The 19,325-nt window shown below is 68.1% G+C and carries 21 protein-coding genes and 1 pseudogene; 12 read left to right on the forward strand and 10 right to left on the reverse strand.

The genetic code is table 11. The features are described from left to right. Window positions 1–3: 3 nt before the first annotated feature. On the reverse strand, window positions 4–921 hold the full coding sequence (gene metF, locus FB475_RS34710) for a methylenetetrahydrofolate reductase [NAD(P)H] (protein WP_141862467.1): 918 nt from the start codon (window positions 919–921) through the stop codon (window positions 4–6). 58 nt (window positions 922–979) lie between these two features. Between metF and FB475_RS34715 the strand changes: the two genes are divergently transcribed. Further along, entirely contained in the window at window positions 980–2,056 is a 1,077-nt protein-coding gene (locus FB475_RS34715) for a polyprenyl synthetase family protein (RefSeq protein WP_238332626.1), read from the forward strand. Here FB475_RS34715 and FB475_RS34720 read toward each other — a convergent pair. Then, complete coding sequence (locus FB475_RS34720) at window positions 2,037–2,465, reverse strand: helix-turn-helix domain-containing protein (protein WP_141862472.1); 429 nt, start codon at window positions 2,463–2,465, stop codon at window positions 2,037–2,039. The two genes, FB475_RS34715 and FB475_RS34720, sit on opposite strands and share 20 nt — an antisense overlap. A 76-nt stretch (window positions 2,466–2,541) precedes the next feature. On the opposite strand from FB475_RS34720, the gene FB475_RS34725 reads away from it, so the two are divergent. Beyond that, window positions 2,542–2,880, forward strand: coding sequence for a DUF4180 domain-containing protein (locus FB475_RS34725; protein WP_141862474.1), 339 nt, complete (start codon window positions 2,542–2,544; stop codon window positions 2,878–2,880). On the opposite strand, the gene FB475_RS34730 is transcribed toward FB475_RS34725, so the two are convergent. From FB475_RS34730 to thiE, 3 genes are read right to left on the reverse strand one after another with little or no spacing between them, the layout of a single operon-like run. Next, the gene (locus FB475_RS34730; RefSeq protein WP_141862477.1) at window positions 2,863–3,288 is read right to left on the reverse strand and encodes a barstar family protein; all 426 of its coding nucleotides are present in this window, start codon (window positions 3,286–3,288) and stop codon (window positions 2,863–2,865) included. The two genes, FB475_RS34725 and FB475_RS34730, sit on opposite strands and share 18 nt — an antisense overlap. Then, window positions 3,285–3,710 carry a guanyl-specific ribonuclease gene (locus tag FB475_RS34735; protein ID WP_202878686.1) on the reverse strand — a complete coding sequence of 142 codons (426 nt, stop codon included), beginning with the start codon at window positions 3,708–3,710 and terminating at the stop codon, window positions 3,285–3,287. The genes FB475_RS34730 and FB475_RS34735 overlap by 4 nt, the downstream gene beginning before the upstream one ends. Continuing rightward, window positions 3,707–4,348: a thiamine phosphate synthase gene (thiE, locus tag FB475_RS34740; protein WP_141862479.1), complete on the reverse strand. Its 642-nt coding sequence runs from the start codon at window positions 4,346–4,348 to the stop codon at window positions 3,707–3,709. The genes FB475_RS34735 and thiE overlap by 4 nt, the downstream gene beginning before the upstream one ends. Before the next feature lie 42 nt (window positions 4,349–4,390). Here thiE and thiO point away from each other — a divergent pair, with 42 nt between their 5' ends. The 6 genes and pseudogenes from thiO (at window position 4,391) to FB475_RS34765 (ending at window position 10,786) form a co-directional block, all read left to right on the forward strand. Next, window positions 4,391–5,518 carry a glycine oxidase ThiO gene (thiO, locus tag FB475_RS34745; protein WP_141862481.1) on the forward strand — a complete coding sequence of 376 codons (1,128 nt, stop codon included), beginning with the start codon at window positions 4,391–4,393 and terminating at the stop codon, window positions 5,516–5,518. 169 nt (window positions 5,519–5,687) lie between these two features. Next, window positions 5,688–6,617 (forward strand): lytic transglycosylase, encoded by a 930-nt coding sequence (locus FB475_RS34750; RefSeq protein ID WP_141862483.1) that lies wholly within the window; start codon window positions 5,688–5,690, stop codon window positions 6,615–6,617. A gap of 85 nt (window positions 6,618–6,702) precedes the next feature. After that, a pseudogene (gene pknB / locus FB475_RS34755) lies at window positions 6,703–8,436 on the forward strand (Stk1 family PASTA domain-containing Ser/Thr kinase); the annotation flags it as partial. A 6-nt stretch (window positions 8,437–8,442) separates the two neighbouring features. Then, entirely contained in the window at window positions 8,443–8,649 is a 207-nt protein-coding gene (locus FB475_RS38540) for a PASTA domain-containing protein (RefSeq protein WP_425551839.1), read from the forward strand. Between the two features lie 63 nt (window positions 8,650–8,712). Beyond that, window positions 8,713–9,594 (forward strand): DMT family transporter, encoded by an 882-nt coding sequence (locus tag FB475_RS34760; protein WP_141862487.1) that lies wholly within the window; start codon window positions 8,713–8,715, stop codon window positions 9,592–9,594. Window positions 9,595–9,613: 19 nt separating this feature from the next. Then, the gene (locus tag FB475_RS34765) at window positions 9,614–10,786 is read left to right on the forward strand and encodes a glycoside hydrolase family 15 protein (RefSeq protein ID WP_141862489.1); all 1,173 of its coding nucleotides are present in this window, start codon (window positions 9,614–9,616) and stop codon (window positions 10,784–10,786) included. Here FB475_RS34765 and FB475_RS34770 read toward each other — a convergent pair. Continuing rightward, a complete protein-coding gene (locus FB475_RS34770) occupies window positions 10,783–11,853 on the reverse strand; it encodes a glycoside hydrolase family 172 protein (RefSeq protein WP_141862491.1) in 1,071 nt (356 codons plus the stop codon). The genes FB475_RS34765 and FB475_RS34770 overlap by 4 nt on opposite strands. 104 nt (window positions 11,854–11,957) lie before the next feature. Between FB475_RS34770 and FB475_RS34775 the strand changes: the two genes are divergently transcribed. Next, on the forward strand, window positions 11,958–12,461 hold the full coding sequence (locus FB475_RS34775) for an SRPBCC domain-containing protein (protein ID WP_141862493.1): 504 nt from the start codon (window positions 11,958–11,960) through the stop codon (window positions 12,459–12,461). Between the two features lie 3 nt (window positions 12,462–12,464). Here FB475_RS34775 and FB475_RS34780 read toward each other — a convergent pair whose 3' ends face one another. Further along, window positions 12,465–12,989 carry a hypothetical protein gene (locus FB475_RS34780; RefSeq protein WP_141862495.1) on the reverse strand — a complete coding sequence of 175 codons (525 nt, stop codon included), beginning with the start codon at window positions 12,987–12,989 and terminating at the stop codon, window positions 12,465–12,467. A gap of 62 nt (window positions 12,990–13,051) precedes the next feature. On the opposite strand from FB475_RS34780, the gene FB475_RS34785 reads away from it, so the two are divergent. Further along, window positions 13,052–13,489 (forward strand): VOC family protein, encoded by a 438-nt coding sequence (locus FB475_RS34785; protein ID WP_141862496.1) that lies wholly within the window; start codon window positions 13,052–13,054, stop codon window positions 13,487–13,489. Between the two features lie 3 nt (window positions 13,490–13,492). On the opposite strand, the gene FB475_RS34790 is transcribed toward FB475_RS34785, so the two are convergent. Together FB475_RS34790 and FB475_RS34795 are read right to left on the reverse strand one after the other, a co-directional pair. Next, window positions 13,493–13,966 carry a hypothetical protein gene (locus FB475_RS34790; protein ID WP_141862498.1) on the reverse strand — a complete coding sequence of 158 codons (474 nt, stop codon included), beginning with the start codon at window positions 13,964–13,966 and terminating at the stop codon, window positions 13,493–13,495. 74 nt (window positions 13,967–14,040) lie between these two features. Beyond that, window positions 14,041–14,571 carry an SAM-dependent methyltransferase gene (locus FB475_RS34795; protein ID WP_238332627.1) on the reverse strand — a complete coding sequence of 177 codons (531 nt, stop codon included), beginning with the start codon at window positions 14,569–14,571 and terminating at the stop codon, window positions 14,041–14,043. Between the two features lie 118 nt (window positions 14,572–14,689). On the opposite strand from FB475_RS34795, the gene FB475_RS37065 reads away from it, so the two are divergent. Next, complete coding sequence (locus FB475_RS37065; RefSeq protein WP_185759568.1) at window positions 14,690–16,585, forward strand: HNH endonuclease signature motif containing protein; 1,896 nt, start codon at window positions 14,690–14,692, stop codon at window positions 16,583–16,585. A gap of 1,314 nt (window positions 16,586–17,899) precedes the next feature. Here the strand turns inward: FB475_RS37065 and FB475_RS38505 are convergent. Continuing rightward, complete coding sequence (locus FB475_RS38505) at window positions 17,900–18,541, reverse strand: alpha/beta fold hydrolase (RefSeq protein WP_420359247.1); 642 nt, start codon at window positions 18,539–18,541, stop codon at window positions 17,900–17,902. 587 nt (window positions 18,542–19,128) lie between these two features. Between FB475_RS38505 and FB475_RS37070 the strand changes: the two genes are divergently transcribed. After that, the gene (locus tag FB475_RS37070) at window positions 19,129–19,302 is read left to right on the forward strand and encodes a hypothetical protein (RefSeq protein ID WP_185759569.1); all 174 of its coding nucleotides are present in this window, start codon (window positions 19,129–19,131) and stop codon (window positions 19,300–19,302) included. Window positions 19,303–19,325: the final 23 nt, after the last annotated feature.

Below are 19,325 nucleotides of genomic sequence, written 5' to 3' on the forward strand. Positions count from 1 at the left end.
GGGTCAGGATACGTTGGCGGCCTGGAGGTTGCGGAAGACCTGTCGTGTCGCTGTGGATCTGTTCAGCGTGATGAAATGGATGCCCGGTGCGCCGCCGGTCAGCAGCCGCTCGCAGAGCTCGGTGGCGATCTCGATGCCGACCTCACGGACCGCCGCCGGCTCGTCCTCGACGGCCAGCAACCGGTCGGTGACCTCGGCCGGCAACGCCATCCCGGTGAGCTCCGCCATCCGCTGGATCTGCTTGATGTTCGTGACCGGCATGATGCCCGGCAGCACCGGGATGTCGCAGCCGAGCGCGGCCGCCCGGTCGACCAGCCGGAAGTAGTCGTCGGCGCCGAAGAACATCTGGGTGATCGCGTAGTCGGCACCGGCCTGCGCCTTCGCGGCCAGCACCTGCGCGTCCGCCTCGAGCGACGCGGCCTCCGGATGCTTGTCCGGGAAGGCGGCGACGCCGACGCAGAAGTCGCCGAGCGAACGGATCAGCTCGACCAGCTCGATCGCGTGGTTCAGGCCCTCGGGATGCGCGACCCACGGCTGGTTCGGACCGCCCGGCGGGTCGCCGCGCAGCGCGAGCATGTTCCGGACGCCGGAGCCGGCGTACGCGCCGATCACCGATCGGAGCTCGTCGCGGGAGTGCGCGACACAGGTCAGGTGCCCGAGCGGCGTCAGCGAGGTGTCCTGCGCGACCCGCTCGGTGACCCTGATGGTGCCGTCGCGGGTAGTGCCGCCGGCGCCGTACGTGATCGAGACGAACGTCGGGTGCAGCTGCTCGATCTCGCGGATCGAACGCCACAGCACCTCCTCGGCCTCGGGCGTCTTCGGCGGGAAGAACTCGAACGAGAAGGACCGCTCCCCGGCCGCGAGCAGCTCGCGGATGGTCGGCGCACCGCCGGGCAGCGTCGAGGGAAGTCCGTTCGCCATGCGGTTCAGGTTACCCGGGGTGGGTGTTGGCGTCTGCCCACCGACTACGCTCCGAGACGTGGACGATGTCGACATCGCCGGTGGGATCCAGCGTGCGCTGAGTGGCTTCCTCGACCGGCAGGAGCAGCGGCTGGCGGCGATCGGCCCGGAGCTGACCGAGCAGGTACGGGCCGCGCGGGACGCGACCAGCGGTGGGAAGCGGTTGCGTCCGTCCTTCTGTTACTGGGGTTTCCGGGCCGCGGGCGGTGATCCGGCGCTCCCGATCCTGCCGGCAGCGGCGAGCCTGGAGATGCTGCATGTGAGTGCGCTGGTCCACGACGACGTGATGGATTCCTCCGACGTACGGCGGGGTCAGCCGGCCGCGCACCGCCGGTTCGAGGCGCTCCAGCGGGAGCGGTCGGACAAGACCGGGCACGGCGGAGACCCGGTCGGGTTCGGCGTCGGCGCCGCGATCCTGCTCGGCGACCTGTGCCTGATCTGGGCCGACGAGCTGCTGCACACGTCCGGCTTCGACGCGGCCGCGCTGGCCCGCGCGGAGCAGTACTTCGACGCCGTCCGGGTCGAGGTGACCGCCGGGCAGTACCTCGATCTCGTCGCGCAGGCGAGCGGCGAGTCCGACATGGACCTCGCGCTGCGGGTCCTGCGGTACAAGTCGGCGACGTACACGGTCGAGCGGCCGCTGCACATCGGCGCCGCGCTGGCCGGTGGCGACGACCGCCTGATCAGCTCCCTGTCCGGGTACGGCGTACCGCTCGGCGAGGCGTTCCAGCTGCGCGACGACCTGCTCGGCGTGTTCGGGGACCCGGCGCTGACCGGGAAGCCGGCCGGCGACGATCTGCGCGAGGGCAAGCGGACGGTGCTGATCGCCTACGCCGTGGACCACGCGTCGGAGATCCAGCTGACCGAGTTCAACCGGCTGTTCGGGCGGCCCGACCTCGACGACGACGAGATCCAGCTGCTGCGCGAGATCCTGCAGGACTCCCGCGCCGTCCAGGCCTGCGAGGAGCTGATCACCGACCGCACCGAGGACGCGCTCGACGCGCTCGACCGGGCGGAGCTCGCCGACGACACTGACGACACGGCCCGCAAGGCCCTCAACGACCTGGCGATCGCGGCTACGTCGCGGGTGGTGTAGCGAGCAGGTTGATCAGCCGGAGCAGGTCGGCGGTCGCGGGCAGGTTGCCGAGCACGATGACCTTGAGCACGGCGCGTTCCTCGTCGTAGATCGTCTCGGCCTTGAGGTGGACGGCTTCGGGCTGGTTCAGCGCGCCGTGGATGTGGGTGCTGAGCCGGTCGGCGTTGGCCCGGTCGACCGCGTCGATGTGGACGATGCTCGACGCCTCGATGTGCCGGGCGGAGCTGTCCACGTCGACGACCGCGGTCGGCGTACCGGTGAACTCCTCGAGGTCCTCACGGCTGATCCGGTACTGCTTCCCGATCCGGACCGCCTTCAGCCGGCCGTCGCGGACGTAGTTGCGGATCGTACGGACGTGCAGCCCCAGGCGGTTCGCCACCTGCTCCACCGAGTACAGCTCCTGGGCCATGCTGTCAGCCTAAGGCACTTTCCTTAGAATTCCCTATACATGGCCCTGTCGCGGTATTTAGGGTAATTTGGGGTACATGGTTCAGGTGTACGTCAGTGAAGTCCCGATCACCGACGAGGGCGAGGCGGTCCAGCTGATCGTCGACGCGTACTACGCCCACCGGGCGGAGTGGATCGCGTTCACGCCGGAGCAGCTCGGTGACGAGTTCTTCGAGCTGCGGACCGGGCGGGCCGGAGCGATTGCCCAGAAGTTCGTGTCGTACCGGATGGGGCTGGCCGTGGTCGGCGACATCGCGGAGCGGGTAGCGGCGAGCAAGCCGCTGGCGGACTGGGTGCGGGAGAGCAACCGCGGGCGCAGCCTGCTGTTCGCTCGAGACTTGGACGAACTGCGGGAGCTCCTACAGGACAGGCAGTGAGCTCAGCAGGTCGGGCGCGGTCTCCTCGGCGATCAGTACCCGGAGTTGACCCGAGTTCGTCGTGTCCTCGCCGAAGATCTGCAGCGCCACGTCGACCGTGTCATGGTCGTGCTCGAGCAGATTGCGCAGCCCGGTCCACAGCACGACCTCGGGCGACCCGGTCGACCGGTCGCTGAGCGAGTCGGCCAGCGCGTCCCAGTTCCGGCCGAACCAGCGCGGCAGGTCGAACGCGGTCGCGCACAGGTCCAGGAATCCCGCCTTGTCGTGGATCTCGCCGGTGTCGAGCAGCACGAAGCCGAAACCTTCGGCCTCGGCGTCCCGGCGTACGTCGTTCGCACCCGGAGCCTGGGGCCAACGGTAGACACCCGGCCGGAGCCCCTCCTCCAGCAGCGCACGCAGCGAAGTCATGAAGTTCCCCCGCCTTCCGCGATCCGGCGGAAGGACTTGTAGTGGTCGTCGGTGTAGTAACGCTCGCCGGCGTTCCCGGTCACGATCCGGCGGGCACCGCGGTCCTTCTCGCCCGGGGTCGTCACGGTGTACTCGTGGTAGTAGCCGCGGTCGTGCTTCGGCAGGATCTTCTCGAAGTTGCCGAACACCACACCGTCGCGGCTGTACGGGTACGGCCCGCCCTGGTCGATCAGCTTCAGCGTGTTCTGCGCCTCCTGCGGGAGGTCCGCCACCGCGACGTACTTGAGCCCACTGGTCGGATCGGTGTCACCGGAGCTCTTGGTGTCCGCCGAGCAGCCGAACAGCGAAGCAGCCAGGGTGATCACCATCATCGCGATCACCACGACCGCGACGATCCGCGCGGTCTTCTGGTTGTTGATCACCGCCTGAGCCTCCGGCTGAACTCGGCCGCCGCCGCGCCCGGGTCGTCGGCTTCGGTGATCGCCCGGACGACGACCACCCGGGTCGCACCGGCCTCGATCACCTCGTCCAGCCGCTCCAGGTCGATGCCCCCGATCGCGAACCATGGCTTCGCCTGCCGCCGGCCCGCGGCGTACGACACCAACTCGAGCCCGGCCGCCTGGCGACCCGGCTTGGTCGGCGTCGCCCAGGTCGGCCCCACGCAGAAGTAATCCGAACCGACCTCGTCGATCGCGGCGTTCACCTGACTGAACGAGTGCGTCGACCGCCCGATGACCGGACCCGGACCGACGAGCGCCCGGGCTGCGTGCACAGGCAGGTCCCGCTGGCCCAGATGCAGTACGTCGGCTCCCGCCGCGAACGCGATGTCCGCACGGTCGTTGACGGCCAGGAGCTTGCCGTGCCGCTTGCACGCGTCCGCGAACACCTCAAGAGCAGCCAGCTCGTCCGCCGCCTCCATCTCCTTCTGCCGCAGCTGCACGATGTCCACGCCACCGGCCAGTGCGGCGTCGAGGAACTCCGCGAGGTCACCCTGCTTCTCCCGCGCGTCCGTGCACAGGTACAGCCGGGCATCCAGGAGGCGGTCGGTGTGGTCAGTCACATCCCAAAGCCTGCCATGCTCACCCAGAAGTAGGGTTACGGCATGCCTGATGTGGTGGTGGTTGGAGGCGGACTGATCGGGCTGGCGACAGCGTGGCGGCTGGCAGTGGCCGGGGTCGAGGTGACCATCTGCGACCCCACACCGGGCGCGCAGACGTCGAACGTCGCTGCAGGCATGCTGGCTCCCGTCACCGAGGTCGAGTTCGGCGAGGACGACCTGCTCGCGCTGAACCTGGCCTCCGTCAACGCGTGGCCGGCCTTCGCCGCCGAGCTGGAAGAGCTGACCGGACAACCAGCAGGGCTGCATCGGACGGGGACGCTGTCGGTCGCGTACGACGCCGACGACATGGCCTTGCTCCGCCGGGTCGCCGACTACCAGCGCAGGCTCGGGCTCGAAGTAGAGGACCTGTCCGGGCGCGACGCCCGCAAGCGCGAACCCATGCTCGCCACAGGTGTCTCCGGTGGCGTCTGGGTTCCAGGCGACCACTCCGTCGACAACAGGCAGGCCGTGGCTACTCTCCTGCGTGCGGTGGAACTGTCCGGCGTCGAGCTGATCCGCCAACGGGTCACCCGGATCATCACGTCCGGTACGACGGCGACCGGCGTACAGCTGGACAACGGCGAGACCATCGACGCGGGACAGATTGTCGCTGCAGCGGGGCCGTGGTCCGCACAGCTGGACGGCGTACCGCAAGAACTGCGGCCACCGGTGCGGCCGGTGAAGGGAGAGGTACTGCGGCTGCGGGTGCCGGAGGCGTACCGCCCGGCGCTGCAACACACCGTCCGCGCGACCGCCCGTGGATTCTCGGTCTACCTCGTGCCGCGACCGGGTGGCGAACTGGTCGTCGGCGCGACCAGTACCGAACTCGGGTACGACACGCGCGTGCTCGCGGGCGGGGTGTTCAACCTGCTCCGCGACGCGCGGACCGTGCTGCCGATCACCGACGAACTCGAACTCGTCGAGGCGATCGCCGGGCTCCGGCCCGCGACCCCGGACAATGCGCCGGTGCTCGGCCCGTCCGGCCTCGATCGGTTGCTCTGGGCAACCGGTCACTACCGCAACGGCGTCCTGCTGACGCCGGTCACCGCACAGATCCTGGCCGACACGGTCCGCACCGGAAACCTGCCGGAGCTCGCGAAACCCTTCCTCGTCAGCCGTTTCGGTCACTGACTCACAGTTGCCAACGGCAACCGCAAAGATTGTGAACCACAACAATGTAGTTCAGCCTTGAATTGTAACCTTTACGTTACAGGCGTAACACTGACCCCATCGGCCCCTGTTGTCACATCAGTCCCAGCACATACGGTCAAGGGACGTACACAACGGGGAGTTGGTTGCGATGCGCAACATTGTTCGGATGCTGACCGGGCTGGCCGTACCGGTGCTGACCGCGGCCGTGATCACCGCCGGTTCGCCGGGCTTCGGCACGTACAAGATCAAGAACGGTGACACCCTCGGCCAGATCGCCGGGCGGTACGGCACCACGGTCAGCCAGCTGGTCGCGCTGAACAAGCTCCCGGGCAACGGCAACGCGATCTACGCCGGCGAAGTGCTGAAGGTGCCGGTGAAGACCTCGACGCCCGCGAAGCGTTCACAGCTCGGTCGGGTGACGTACGTGGTGAAGTCCGGCGACACGATTTCCGGGATCGCCAAGCGGTTCAAGTGCTCCCAGGCGAACCTGCTCGCCGCGAACCGGCTCAAGCCCGGCGACCGGATCTATGCCGGCAAGCCGCTGCAGATTCCGGTGAAGATCCGGGCCAAGAAGCGCACCGACAACACCTTCGCCGGTCGTACGTACGCCGACCACGTCGTCGCGCAGGCGAACCGCAACCGGGCGATCCTGAAGAAGCGCAAGCAGCCGACCCGCGCCCAGATGCGGTCACTGATCGTGAGCACCGCACAGCGGTACGGCGTCGATCCGGAGCTCGCACTCGCGGTCGCCTGGCAGGAGTCCGGCTGGAAGCAGCGGGTGGTCTCCCCCGCGAACGCGATCGGTGCGATGCAGGTGATCCCGTCGACCGGCCGGTTCGCGTCCCGGATCGTCGGCCGCGACCTGGACCTGCTCGTCGCGCGCGACAACGTGACCGCGGGCGTCGTACTGCTCAGCCGCCTGACCGGGGCCGCCCAGCTGAACATCGCGGTGGCCGGCTACTACCAGGGCCTCGGCGGCGTGAAGAAGAACGGCATGTACGCCGACACCAAGGCCTACGTGAAGAACGTCCTCCGGATCAAGGCTCAGCTGGAACGCGGGTGGAACCCCCTGCGGTGAGCCTGGCTCGGTAACGCTGAGCCGTTATCTACACTCTCTGCAGAACGGTTTGGGGAGAGGCGGCTCACGGCAAGTGACGGACGACGTGGACACGCAGGTCAGCGACCGCCTCGTCGGGCGCGTGCTCGACGGTCGGTACCGCGTGGGCGCGCGTGTCGCGAAGGGCGGCATGGCCACCGTCTACCAGGCCCACGACCTGCGCCTGGACCGGACCGTCGCGCTCAAGGTGATGCACGACGGGCTCGGGGACGACGCGCAGTTCACCCGCCGCTTCGTGGCCGAGGCCCGCGCCGCGGCCCGGCTGTCGAACCCGAACGTGGTCGCCGTCTTCGACCAGGGCGACGACGACGGCACGCTGTTCCTCGCGATGGAGTACATCCCCGGCCGCACGCTGCGCGACGTGATCCGCGAGGAGGCTCCGCTCTCCCCCGCTCGCGCGCTCGATCTGCTGACGCCGGTCCTGTCCGCGCTGTCGGCCGCGCACGACGCGGGCATCGTGCACCGCGACATCAAGCCTGAGAACGTACTGATCTCCGACAAGGGCGCTGTGAAGGTCGCCGACTTCGGTCTGGCCCGTGCGGTAAGCGCGAGCGGCAACACCGCCACTCAGGGCCTGCTGATGGGCACGGTGTCGTACCTGGCGCCCGAGCTCGTCACCGACGGTAGTGCCGACGCCCGCTCGGACGTGTACTCGGCCGGCATCGTGCTGTACGAGATGCTCACCGGCAACAAGCCGCACTCCGGCGACACCCCGATCCAGGTCGCGTACGCGCACGTGCACAACGACGTACCGCCGCCGTCGCTCGAGCAGCCGGACATCCCGCCGTACGTCGATGCGCTCGTGCAGCGGGCGACCGCGCGGGACCGGGATCTGCGGCCGACCGACGCGCGGGTGTTCAGCCGGCAGGTGCACCGGGTGCGCAGCGCGCTGGACGAAGGGCTGCCGGACGACCCGGAACTGACCGGCGACCTGACCGTGCCGATCCAGCAGATCCGGCAGGACAGCGAGTACGACGACGGTTACATGCGGGGCGAAGTCGTCGTGGAGACTCAGCCCCCGGTGCGGCACGACACGATCATCGTTCCGGTGGATCGAGGGCGTCCCACAGGTGCTCCGGCCGCCAAGGCTCCGGTGATGACGCCGCAGCGCCGTTCGCGCGGCCCGATCGCGTTGATCGCGATCCTGGCGCTCGCGCTCGGCATCGGTACCGCCGCCTGGTACTACGGGATCCACCGCTACACCTCGACGCCCTCGCTCGTCGGGATGGCGCCCGCGGCGGCCGAGGCCGCGGCGGCGAAATCGGGGCTGAGGACGAGCCTGGACAACCAGGACTACTCCGAGGACGTCGCGCAGGGCTTGGTGATGCGCACCGACCCGGCGGCGGGCGACCGGATCCGGAAGAACGGTGACATCGGTCTCACGGTCTCGAAGGGCCCGGAGCGGTACCGGGTGCCGCAGCTGGTCGGGCTGCAACTGGATGCTGCCCAGCAGGCACTGTCGCCCATCAAGCTGATCACCGGGCAGATAGTCGAGCAGTACAGCGAGACCGTCCCGCAGGGGCGGGTGATCGCGATCAGCCCGAAGTTCAACACGGTGGTGAAGCCCGGCACAGCGGTGAACTTCGCGGTGAGCAAGGGCAAACGGCCGATCAACGTGCCCGACCTGACCGGCAAGCCGTACCGGGACGCGCGGGAGACGCTGCGGAACCTCGGGTTCACCGTCACCCGCAGCACGCAGTACGACGACAAGGTTCCCGAGGGCAACGTGATCAGCCAGACCCCGAACAGCGGCACGTTGTTCGCCAAGGACAAGGTCGCGCTGGTCGTGTCGCTCGGCCCGCCGCTGGTCGACGTACCGAACGTCAAGAGGAAGACCACCAGCGAGGCGCAGCAGATCCTCACCGCGGCGGGCTTCAAGGTCTCGGTGCAGAAGGCGCCGTTCAACCTCGGGCTGAACATCGTCGCCGCGCAGGACCCGGGCGCCGGCCAGAAGGTCAAGCCGGGTTCGACGATCGTCATCACCGTGCTGTGATCCGTTGTGGTCCGTTGTGGTCCGTTTTGCCCCGCGGGTCGGCACTCTGATCTGATGTAAGGCGTGAATCACCCTCGTGTTGCTGTACTGGCGTTATTGGCTGTTGCGGCGGCCTGGGGGTCGACGTTCTTCCTGACCAAGGACCTGCTGACCAGGATGGACGTCGCCGACTACCTGGCGTTGCGGTTCCTGATCGCGTCGATCGCCCTGCTGCTGATCCATCCGCCCGCGATCGCCCGGTTGAGCCGGCTGGACCGCGGCCGGGGCGTTGCCCTCGGCATCACGTACGGGATCGCGCAGCTCGTCCAGACCGAGGGCTTGCGGCACACGTCGGCCAGCGTGTCCGGCTTCGTCACCGGCATGTACGTCGTGTTCACGCCGCTGCTCGGCGCGGTCATCCTGCGGCACCGGATCGGTCGCTGGGCATGGTTCGCGGTAGTCCTCGCTACGGTCGGCCTCGCCGTCCTGTCGCTGCGCGGCTTCAGCCTCGGCACCGGTGAACTGCTCACGTTGGCCTCCGCCGGTCTGTACGCGCTGCACATCATCGGTCTCGGCGCCTGGTCCACGCCGAAGAACGCGTTCGGGCTGTCGGCGCTGCAGATGATCGTCATCACGTGCGTGTGCGCGATCGGCGCCGTACCGGGTGGGTTCTCGCTGCCGCCGACGGGCCGCGACTGGGTGAGCGTGGTCTACATGGCGCTGATCGCCGGCGCCCTCGCGCTGATCGTGCAGACCTGGGCGCAGGCCCACCTGACTCCCACCCGGGCGGCGATCGCGATGACAATGGAGCCGGTGTTCGCGTCGGCGTTCGCGGTGCTGTTCGGTTCGGACAGCCTGACCTGGCGGATGATCGTCGGCGGCGCACTCGTGGTGTCGGCGATGTACCTCGTCGAGCTGGCACCGCGGCGTAAGTTCGAGGCGGAAGTACAGCACCTGACGCAGTAGCTCGTCGGTAGGAGGACGGATGCGGTTCCCGTACGTCGTCATTGCTGTACTGCTGGCTGTGCTCGCGGGTGGGACCATCAACAACGTGGTCCGCAACCCGCAACCACAGTTGGTGTCCGAGGGGATCCCGCACGCGCCGGTGCGCTCGGCGCTGGGCAGCGAGCCGCACGACGACATGGTCCGGCACGCACTCGCCGACCTCGACTCGCTCACGCTGCCGAGCGGCGGCACGCTCGCCGGTGAGAACGGCCCGTGGCGCTACGTCTGGCCGCGGGATGCGTCGTTCGTCGCCGTCGCGCGCTGCGCGATCGGCCAGTACGGGGACGCTCTCAAGGTGCTGTCGTTCCTGAACCGGGTCCGCCCGGCGACCGGTCGCTGGGAGGCCCGGTACACCGCCGACGGCAAGCACGTCGGCGACGGCCGCGAACCCCAATCGGACGCGTCCGGATGGGTGCTGTGGGCAACGTGGTTCTGCCGCGCCGGGCGTCAGTATTGGGGCATGGTCGAGGAATCGGCCGACCAGATCCTCCGCGAGCTGGGCCCGGACGGGCTGCCGGCGCGCTCGCCGGACTACTGGGAACGTCCCGAGAAGGAGCTGACGATCGGGACGGTCGCCCCGCTGCTGACGGGACTGCGATCGGCGGTCCGGATCGCTTCGGACCAGCATCAGCAAGCGCAGGCGACCCGTTGGCAGGCGGCGCTCGAGAAGTTGTCGGCGGCAACCGATCGGGTGTTCGGACCGGATTACCCGCGGACCCCGGCGCGGGCCACGAGCCTGGTCGAACCAGGGGTCGAGCCGATCGGCCTGGGCGGCGGGGCGGACTCGTTCGTCACCGTCCTCGGGCCGCCCTTCGCACCGGCCCGTCCGGTCGTCAGTACGGCGATCGACAACGCGTACGCCGTACTGACGCAACCGAACGGTGGTGTGACACCGGGAGAGGACTGGCGGGCGGACGGGGTGTCCTGGACGCCCCAGACCGCCCTGTTCGCGCTGAGCGCGGCTGCGCGTGGTGATCAGGACACGGCCAACACCTTGCTCACCTGGCTCGACCATCACCGCACCAAACTCGGTGCACTGCCGGAGAAGGTCAACCGCGACGTTGAGCCTGCAGGTGAAGCCCCGCTGGCCTGGACCTCGGCCCTGGTCGTTCTTACCGACACGGCGTTGCACAACCCGTTGCTGATTCCCTAGCAGATCTCCATGTCGTCGTGGCTCGGCGTCGCGGGCCGGTGTGTGCTCGTGCGGGTCGAGTAGAAGAACGCCGTGGACGCGATGTCGTCCTGCAGCGGGAGGTAGCGTCCACCGGAGCGCCAGCCCAGTGCCTGTACGTCGACGGTCAACCGTTCCTTGAAGCGGATCGGGTCCGGCAGGTGGAACCGGTACATGCCGAAGCGCTGCTGGCTCTGGTACTGCCCGTCGGGGCGGATCACCTGCGGCATCCCGAGGTACGGCGTACTGAACTCGGTGTAACCGCCCAGGTGAGGTACGTCGAAGTTCCACGCGCCGCCGAAGTAGTCCTCGGTCCCCGTGCCGCAGATGGTCGGGAACTCCTCGTCGCCGTCGAGGTAGAACTTCACCTCGCCCTCACCCCACCAGCCGGTGCTGTTGACGCCCCACGCGATGTAGGTCCCCACGTAGTGCCCTGGGCCTTCTACACCGTCCAGCAGCGTGTGGACGGTCTTGGCGGCCAGCGGGTTGCTCCGGCGCCACTGCGCGTGCAGGTGCGCCGAGTTGTCCGGTACTGCGCCCAGCCAGTAGTCCACCTGGAAGTAGACGATCACAGGCTCGTCGTGGGTGTTCTCGATCGTCAGCACGGCCTGCTCCTGGAACGGCATCTCCCAGTAGCAGTTGAAGCCGCCATTGGGGTTCACCGCGACCGGCAGCGAGTTCACCTGGGCGAACTTGCCCCAGCCCGAGCAGAAGAAGTCTCCGACCGGCGTCTCGATCGCCGGGTTCTCGTCGCCGTCCCAGAACGCCCGCAGGATCAGCCGGCGCCAGTTGTCGACATGCGTGGTCAGCCAGATGTGCGTGATGCACCCCGGCCCGGCGATGTCCGCGAGCGTCGCAGTCTCCCCCGCCCCGATCTCGATCGACGGCGAGACCTTCCACCCCTGCCCGAGGTCCCGGGCCGCCTGCGCCCCGGTCCCCTCCGTCCGCCGCCCGCCCTGACCGGGCTCGCCGGTCGGGTTCTCCGCGCTGATGGAACGCGTCTCGACGTCGGCGAGCGCACTGATGCCGGTGAGATTCCCAAGTGTCATAACGGGACCTTAGGCCGGTCGGGGTTCGATGAGAAATCGATTGCCCAGCGTTTGGACCACACTTTTCCGTGAGTGCTTATATTCACCATGGGTTATATTGCGGTATGGGCGATCGGCACGGGACGGTGTTCAGGACGGACGACGGGCGGACGGCAATCCGGTTCGAGCGGCTGCTGCCGCATCCACCGGAGCAGGTCTGGCACGCGATCACGGATCCCACGCGGCTGTCCGCGTGGTTCCCGGCGGTGGTCGACCTGAACCAGCCCGCGGGCACGGCGTTGTACTTCGGGGTGACGCAGGAGCAGCGCCGACGCTACGGGATGGCGGACGACCCGAACCGCTCACCGAACGGGCGAGTGCTGCGCAACGAACCGCCGGTGGTGCTGGAGTACGAATGGTCCGGTGAGGTTCTCACCTGGGAGATCGCGCGTACCCCGACCGGCAGCCGACTGGTCTTCACCAATGTGCTCGCCGAGCCGGACGCGGCTGGACCGGCCGCGGCGGGTTGGGAGGCCGGGTTGGAGGTTGTCGAGGCTCAGCTCGACGGCCGGGCGGTCTCGTGGGATCCGCTCAACCGGGCCGAGGAACTCGCCGCCGCGTATGAGTGAGGGCTAGCAGGACCGGACTTCGGCGTCGAGGTTCTTGAAGGACACACACGCCCACGGGCGGCCTTGGTCGCGCTTGGCGCGGACGATGAGCGGGTACGCGTCCGCGCCCCGCACCTGCGGGGTCTTCTCGGTCGGCAGCGATCCAACCGCTCCCCCACGTGCCTCGGCGGCGGCCTTGACGTCCGCGACAGCGACCGTACTCCGGGCGGCCTTCTGCGCCGCGGCCTTCGCGTCGGTCGCGACCTGGAGGGCGAACTTGATCTCCGGCGGCTGCGACCACGCGGTCTGCGACACCGGGATGATCAGTCCGAACATGGCCAGCCCGACCGCCGTGACGATCTGCCGCAGCCGCCGGGTCTGATCGGTCAGCAACAATGCGGCACAACAGATCGCCAGGAACACCGTGACCCCACGCAGCACCCAGTGCCGATCCAACCGGCCGTCCACCGCCAGCCCGGCCGCGACCGCGATCACCAAACAGATCCCGGCAGCACCCAACGCACGAACCCGCGGCGACAGAGATTGCATGCCGCAGACAATAGACGGTTGGCCCTAGGGTGGGCGCACACACCACGTCGAGGGGAACACGCATGGCGCTGCTTCGGATGGACAACGTCGGCATCGTCGTCGACGACCTCGACGCCGCGATCGCCTTCTTCGAAGAACTCGGCCTGGTCCTGGACGGCCGCGGCGAGGTCGAGGGCGACTGGGTGGACCGGACGGTCGGACTTACCGGTGTCCATTGCGCCTTCGCGATGCTGAAGATGCCGGACGGACGCGGCCGGCTCGAGCTGGCGAAGTACCACTCCCCGGCCGCGGTCGGCATGACACCGCCGAACCCGCCACACAACACCCTCGGCATGCATCGGGTGATGTTCGCCGTCGACGACATCGACGACACCATCGCCCGACTACGCCGGCACGGCGCCGAACTCCTCGACGGCGTAGGAGAGTTCGACGGCGGCTTCCGCCTCTGCTACCTGCGCGGCCCCGCCGGCATCATCCTCGCCCTGGCCCAACAGACCTAAAACCTATCGACGTCCTTCCACCGTGATCGCCAATCGCGTCGCACTGAACTCCAGGATCGCGGCATAGGTAGTCAGCTTGAACCCCTGCACACCGTCGTACTCAAAGTCTTCCACCTGCCCCAGCACCTTGACCGGCACCGCCGCCTCTTGGTTCCACCACCGAACAGTGACGCCCTCGAACCGCATCTGCACCACGGGCGTCGCCGCCGCAGCCGCGGGGGTCCACGACGGCTCTGTGTACTCGAACTTGACCACCACAACCCGCTCAACCGGCCGCACCTCGACACTCGTCAACTCCATGTCGTGCAGGTACACAGGCACGCCCTGGTCCGTCCAGAACTCGAACAACCCGGTGCCCCCGCTGGCGAGATCATGCCGCGGATCGACCGTCACCCCGACGATCTCGGTCGGTCTGGTCGGTGCGGTGATCGACTCGTGCGAGACATCGTGAGCTCGACGCCGCCGCCATCTAGCCATCGCTACTCCGCCGTGCGATCACCCGGGCCAGACCCAACGTCGCACCCCCATCGACACGAAGCATCCGCGCCTCCTCACGCCCCGGCCGACCGCTGTCGAGATCGCACACCTCGTTCCACTGCAACCAGTCCGCCCACCCCCGGCTGCACAATCCCGATCCGCCCACCAGGCTTCACGAACCGCGACAAGTACCCCAGATAGAGATCATCCGTACCGAAGTAGTGGTACGCCCCAATGCTGACAACCGCATCGAAGAACTCCTCGGCGTACGGCAACGACCGAGCCTCCGCGTACACCGGATGAACCCGCCCCTCCACTCCCGCCTCACCCACCCGCCGCAGGTTGTCGCCCGGCTTCACCCACAGATCGGTGGCGCACACCTCCACCCCGAACTCCTTGGCCAGAAACACCGAACTACAAGCGTTCCCGCACCCCAGATCGAGCACCCGCATCCCCGCGTCGAGCGGCATCAACTCAACCAACGCCTCCGCCTGCCACACCGGATTGGGCCCCATCGAGGCATCAACCATCCACCGAGCCGAATACCCGGCCGACCGCGGATACCGCTCGTTCCTCAGCAGCTCCTCAAGCTCCCCATCATCCATACCCCCGAAGCCTGCACCTACCACCGACCCCGCGCAAACTGTTATTCGCCCTTATCTACAAGGGATTCAGCGCCGACTCGATTTGGCCGTGACCGTTCTGTGATCTACAATAGAACACATGTTCGACACCCTGGACGACCTCGACACCACGGCCCTCCTGGCCGTGGCGGCCGAGTATGCGGACGCCCAGGAACAGGCCGCAGTCGGCATCCTTCGTACGACACTCGCCTTCGCCGACCGCAACGCCGTCGTCGAATGGATCGACGGCGAACCACTCCCCGGCTACGAACGGATCCGCGTCTACGGCGGCGAGGGCTGCCCCGGAGTCGCCGAGTTCGCCCCGATCGAGCTCGGCGCCGTCCTGCGCATGTCCTCCGGCGCCGCCGCCTCCCTGCTCGGCGAAGCCCTGGCCCTCCGCCACCGCCTCCCAAGAACCTGGGCCGCAGTTCTGGCCGGCACAGCGGCCGCCTGGCGCGCCCGCAAGATCGCCCACGCGTGCTTACCTCTCCCGCTCGAGGCCGCCGCCCTGGTCGACGAACGCGTCGCCGCCATCGTGAACACCGTGACCCCCGGCCAACTCGCCAAGATCGTCACCGCAGCCTTCTGGCAAGCCGCCCCCGAACGCGCCCAAGCCCACGCCGAAGCCACCGCCCGCACCCGCGGCGTCTTCGTCTCCCAGTCCGACCCGTCCGACGACCACGGCACCAAACGCATCTGGGTCCGCGCCGCCACCGGCGCCGTGATCCGCTTCGACGCCACCATCGACGACCTCGCCCAAGCCCTCAAAGCCCTCGGCGACCCCGACCCCCTCAACGAACGCCGAGCCAAAGCCATCGACTGGATCGCCGACCCCGCAGCCGCCCAACACCTCCTAGAAGCAGCCCGCCACCTAGCCCAAACAACCGAGCCCACCTCCCCCAACACGCCCGCCTCCCCCAACACGCCCACCCCACCCCACACCACCACCCCGTCCGATACGACCGCGCCGCCGCACACCACCACCCCGCCGCACACCGCCACCCCGTGCGACACCGCTGCCCCACGCCACACCGCCACCCCATCCGACACCATCGCCCCGCCGCACACCGCCACCCCCTGCGACACCGCCGCGCCGCCGTGCCCGGCCGTCGACAGCCGCGAACCAGACCAGGAAGAACCGCCCGCGGAGCACCTCCCAAAGCACCCGGCTGGCGGTAGCCGCAACACAACACAAGACCCACGGCTCGCAGACGCCCCGACGCCACCTCGGTCCTCCAACAGCAGCGACCCAGAGCAGAACGAACTGCGGGCCAAGCTGGCGGCGCCCGGCGACGACGAAGTGACCGCCGGAGACCACTTCACCCGCCTCGCCCTGGCCGGCACCCTCGAGGCGCGACTGGCGGCCATCAAACAAGCCGCCTACAACAACGCCACCGGCAGCACCAAGCGCCGGCAACACACGCTCTACGTACACCTCACCGACCAAACCCTTGCCACCGGCAACGGCGTACTCCGCGTCGAAGAACTCGGCCCGCTCCTCGCCACCCAGCTGACCGAACTACTAGGCCACGACCAAGTAATCCTCAAACCCGTCATCGACCTGCGCGACCAGGTGAGCGTCCACAGCTACGAGATCCCCACCCGCATCCGCGAACGCGTTCGCCTACGACACCCCGTCGACATGTTCCCGTACGGCGCCTCCGAAGCAACCCCCCGGATGGATCAGGACCACATCAGACCGTACGACCGAACCGGCCCACCCGGCCAAACCACGCCCGACAACCTCACACCGCTCACCCGACTCCACCACCGCGCCAAAACCTTCGGCGGCTGGAGCAACCGCCGCCTGCCCACCGGAGCCATCGAATGGACCAGCCCCCACGGCTTCCGCTTCCAAGTCGACCACACCGGCACCCACCCACAACCCTCCCGCGACACCACCACCCACCCAGAACCGTCCGGCAATACCGGCACCCACCCGCGACCCACCAACGGACGAAGCACCCGCAAGCGACCCCCACGTCGCCGACCATGAACACTCTCGCAGACCCGATCGCCCCCACTCCGCGTACATCAACTACTCGGGACCCGACCACACCGACACCCCCTACAACCGACCGCGAGCGAGGCCGTCACAACCGCCCCGACACCGCCGACCATGAACGCCCCGCGGTCCCATCGCGCGCAGATCACTCCGCGCACGAAACGCGCGCTTCAACTCGTCGGGACCGACCGCAACGGCACCCGCCTACAACCGACCGCCAGCGAAGGAATCGCAAACCGCGTCAACGCCGACGACCACGAACACCCCCGCAGTACCGGGTCGCCCGCGCTCGGCGTACATCAACTACTCGGGACCCGACCACGCCGACACCCACCTACAACCGACCCGGGAGCGAAGCCCTCACAACCGCCTGCACACCGCCGACCATGGACACTCCACAGTCCCAGTCGCCCGCACACCACTCGTGCACTCAACGCGCACTTCAATTACTCGGGACCCTACGCATCGGCTGCCACCTACAACCGACCCCACCTGCGGGACGCGCAGCGCGCGAAAACCTCGCCCCACCACCGACCGCCAACTCCCCCGCTCACCGCACGCCCGCAGATCACTCCCCGTACTCAACGCGCGTCACCACTCGCGACCGCCCCCCGCACGCACCTACATCAGCCCGCCAGCGAAGCCCCCACAACCGCCCCCACCCCGCCGACCACGAAGGCCCCCAACCAGGTCGCCCGCAGACACACCCCGTACTCAACGCGCCCTTCAACCGCTCCGGACTGGCCACACCCGCACTCACCCACAACCAACCCCTCGCAGAACCGCCTCCACGCCGTCGACCGTGAACTCCCCCGCAGGCTGGGTCGCCCGCAGAACACTCCGTGCACTCAACGCGCGCTTCAACCACTCGGGACCGACCACACCGGCAGCCACCACGCGACCCGCGAACCAAGCCCCGCAACCCGCCCCCACACCGCCGACCACGAACACCCCGCAGACCCGGTCAACACGCATACCACCGCGGCGTACTCGAGGCGGCGTACTCGACGGGTGTTCGACGCGGCGTACTCGACGCGGCCCCCAACTATTGGGCAACCACCCACGGGCCGGCAGCCGTTCCAGCCGCCACCGGGGCGGCGTGCAGGTGCGCGTCCGCCCAGGCGACGGCGTCTCAGCGGTACGTCGACCCGCTGCCGGTCGACGTGGATGCCGAGGTGTTACGTGCCGGGCTTGGCGTCACTCGTGATCTGGTACGTGGCAGAGCAGATGCTCGACGATGACGCCCTCGGACGTGATCAGCAGCGATCGGAACCACGGCGGGCGGTCGCTTGTCACGCCAAAGAATCAAGTACCTCGGCGAGGGCCTGCGGATCGCGTCGAGCGATGTTGTGGCCGACCGGAATCTCGATCACGCGCCAGGCCGGGTCTTTTCGCAACCGGGCGGTCAACTCGATGAATGGGCTTCCCGCCCAGTCGCCACCACTGACGTACGTAAGCCGAAGCCCAGGCCCAGGAACGACCTTCGAGCCTCACCGACTGTACGAAGCTCGCGAAGGGATGCGCCCGCGCCCGGGGATCCATGCCCTCGGGCACCCCGACCCATCGGCCGTCAGCACCAGCCCCGACGATGAACATCTCGCGAAACACATCACTGGTCAACGACCAGCAAGAGTCCCCATCCTCCGGCACATAGGCATCGATGAACACAAGCTCCTGAAGCCGATCCCCCACGCGATCGGCGACGCCCGCAATCACCATTCCTGCATAACTGTGTCCACACAATGCGAGCGGCCCACCAGTAGTCCGCTCGACAACCTCAACCACCTGCTCAATATGGTCCTCGAGATTCGCCGGCCGCTCCGGCTCAGTGGGTCCCTCCAACTCCAACCCAGCCAGCGTCACGGCCTCAACCCCGTGCCCGCGCCGCCGCAACTCCTCTGCCACCGAGTCGAAAACCCACGCTCCCTGCCACCCACCAGGCACCATCACAAATTCCACCGCAGCATCCTAAGGAGGCAAGGAACCTTGGTGCTCACGTCCGGTATCGAAGAACCGCCCAATGTACGCCTCGGGCTCAAGCTCACTCTCCCGAATCAAAGAGAACACCTCAGCCCCATCTCCCGGAACATCCGCCAATCGATAAGCCTGCGCAAAACCGAGATACTCATCAGGAGCCTCTCCCACTACGGACGCGTACTCAACCGCCTCAGCCTCAGCGCGCGCCACAGCCTCCTCAAACGAAACCGCCTGCCACAACGTGATTCGCTCCTCGTAAGCTGCTCCCTCACCCCACGAGCTCCCACACCGAAAAACACACCGAAAAACACACCGCACTGCGTACCATTCAGCACCAACCCGATCAGTCACAGCCAGGAGTTTGCCAGCGCGAGAGCCGATGGGTCCGAACAGCAGGCCAGAGGTTCGTGATACAGAGTCGGTCGAGGGAGGTGGGTGTCGTCAACGCGAAGAAGGACAGATACCCGCGAATCACGCGGGGATGGTCGAATGCGCCGGCGGACGTCACGGCGGAAGACTGGGTAAGTCAGCCCGATGCCGCCGAGAGGCTCGGCGTGATGGTCTTGACCATCGGTTGGCTCATGGCGTGTGGACACCTCGACCCGGCGAACGGACCCCAAGGACGCGGGATCACTCGGTCGTCGCTCGACCGCGAACTCGCATGGCGCGAGCACGCTACTTGGCGGAGCCGCGTCGCGCGCTGGACCAAGAACATCGTCCGCTGGATCTGATCACACGCGACTGTTCCACACTG

This window comes from Kribbella jejuensis (assembly GCF_006715085.1).
GTDB lineage: Bacteria > Actinomycetota > Actinomycetes > Propionibacteriales > Kribbellaceae > Kribbella > Kribbella jejuensis.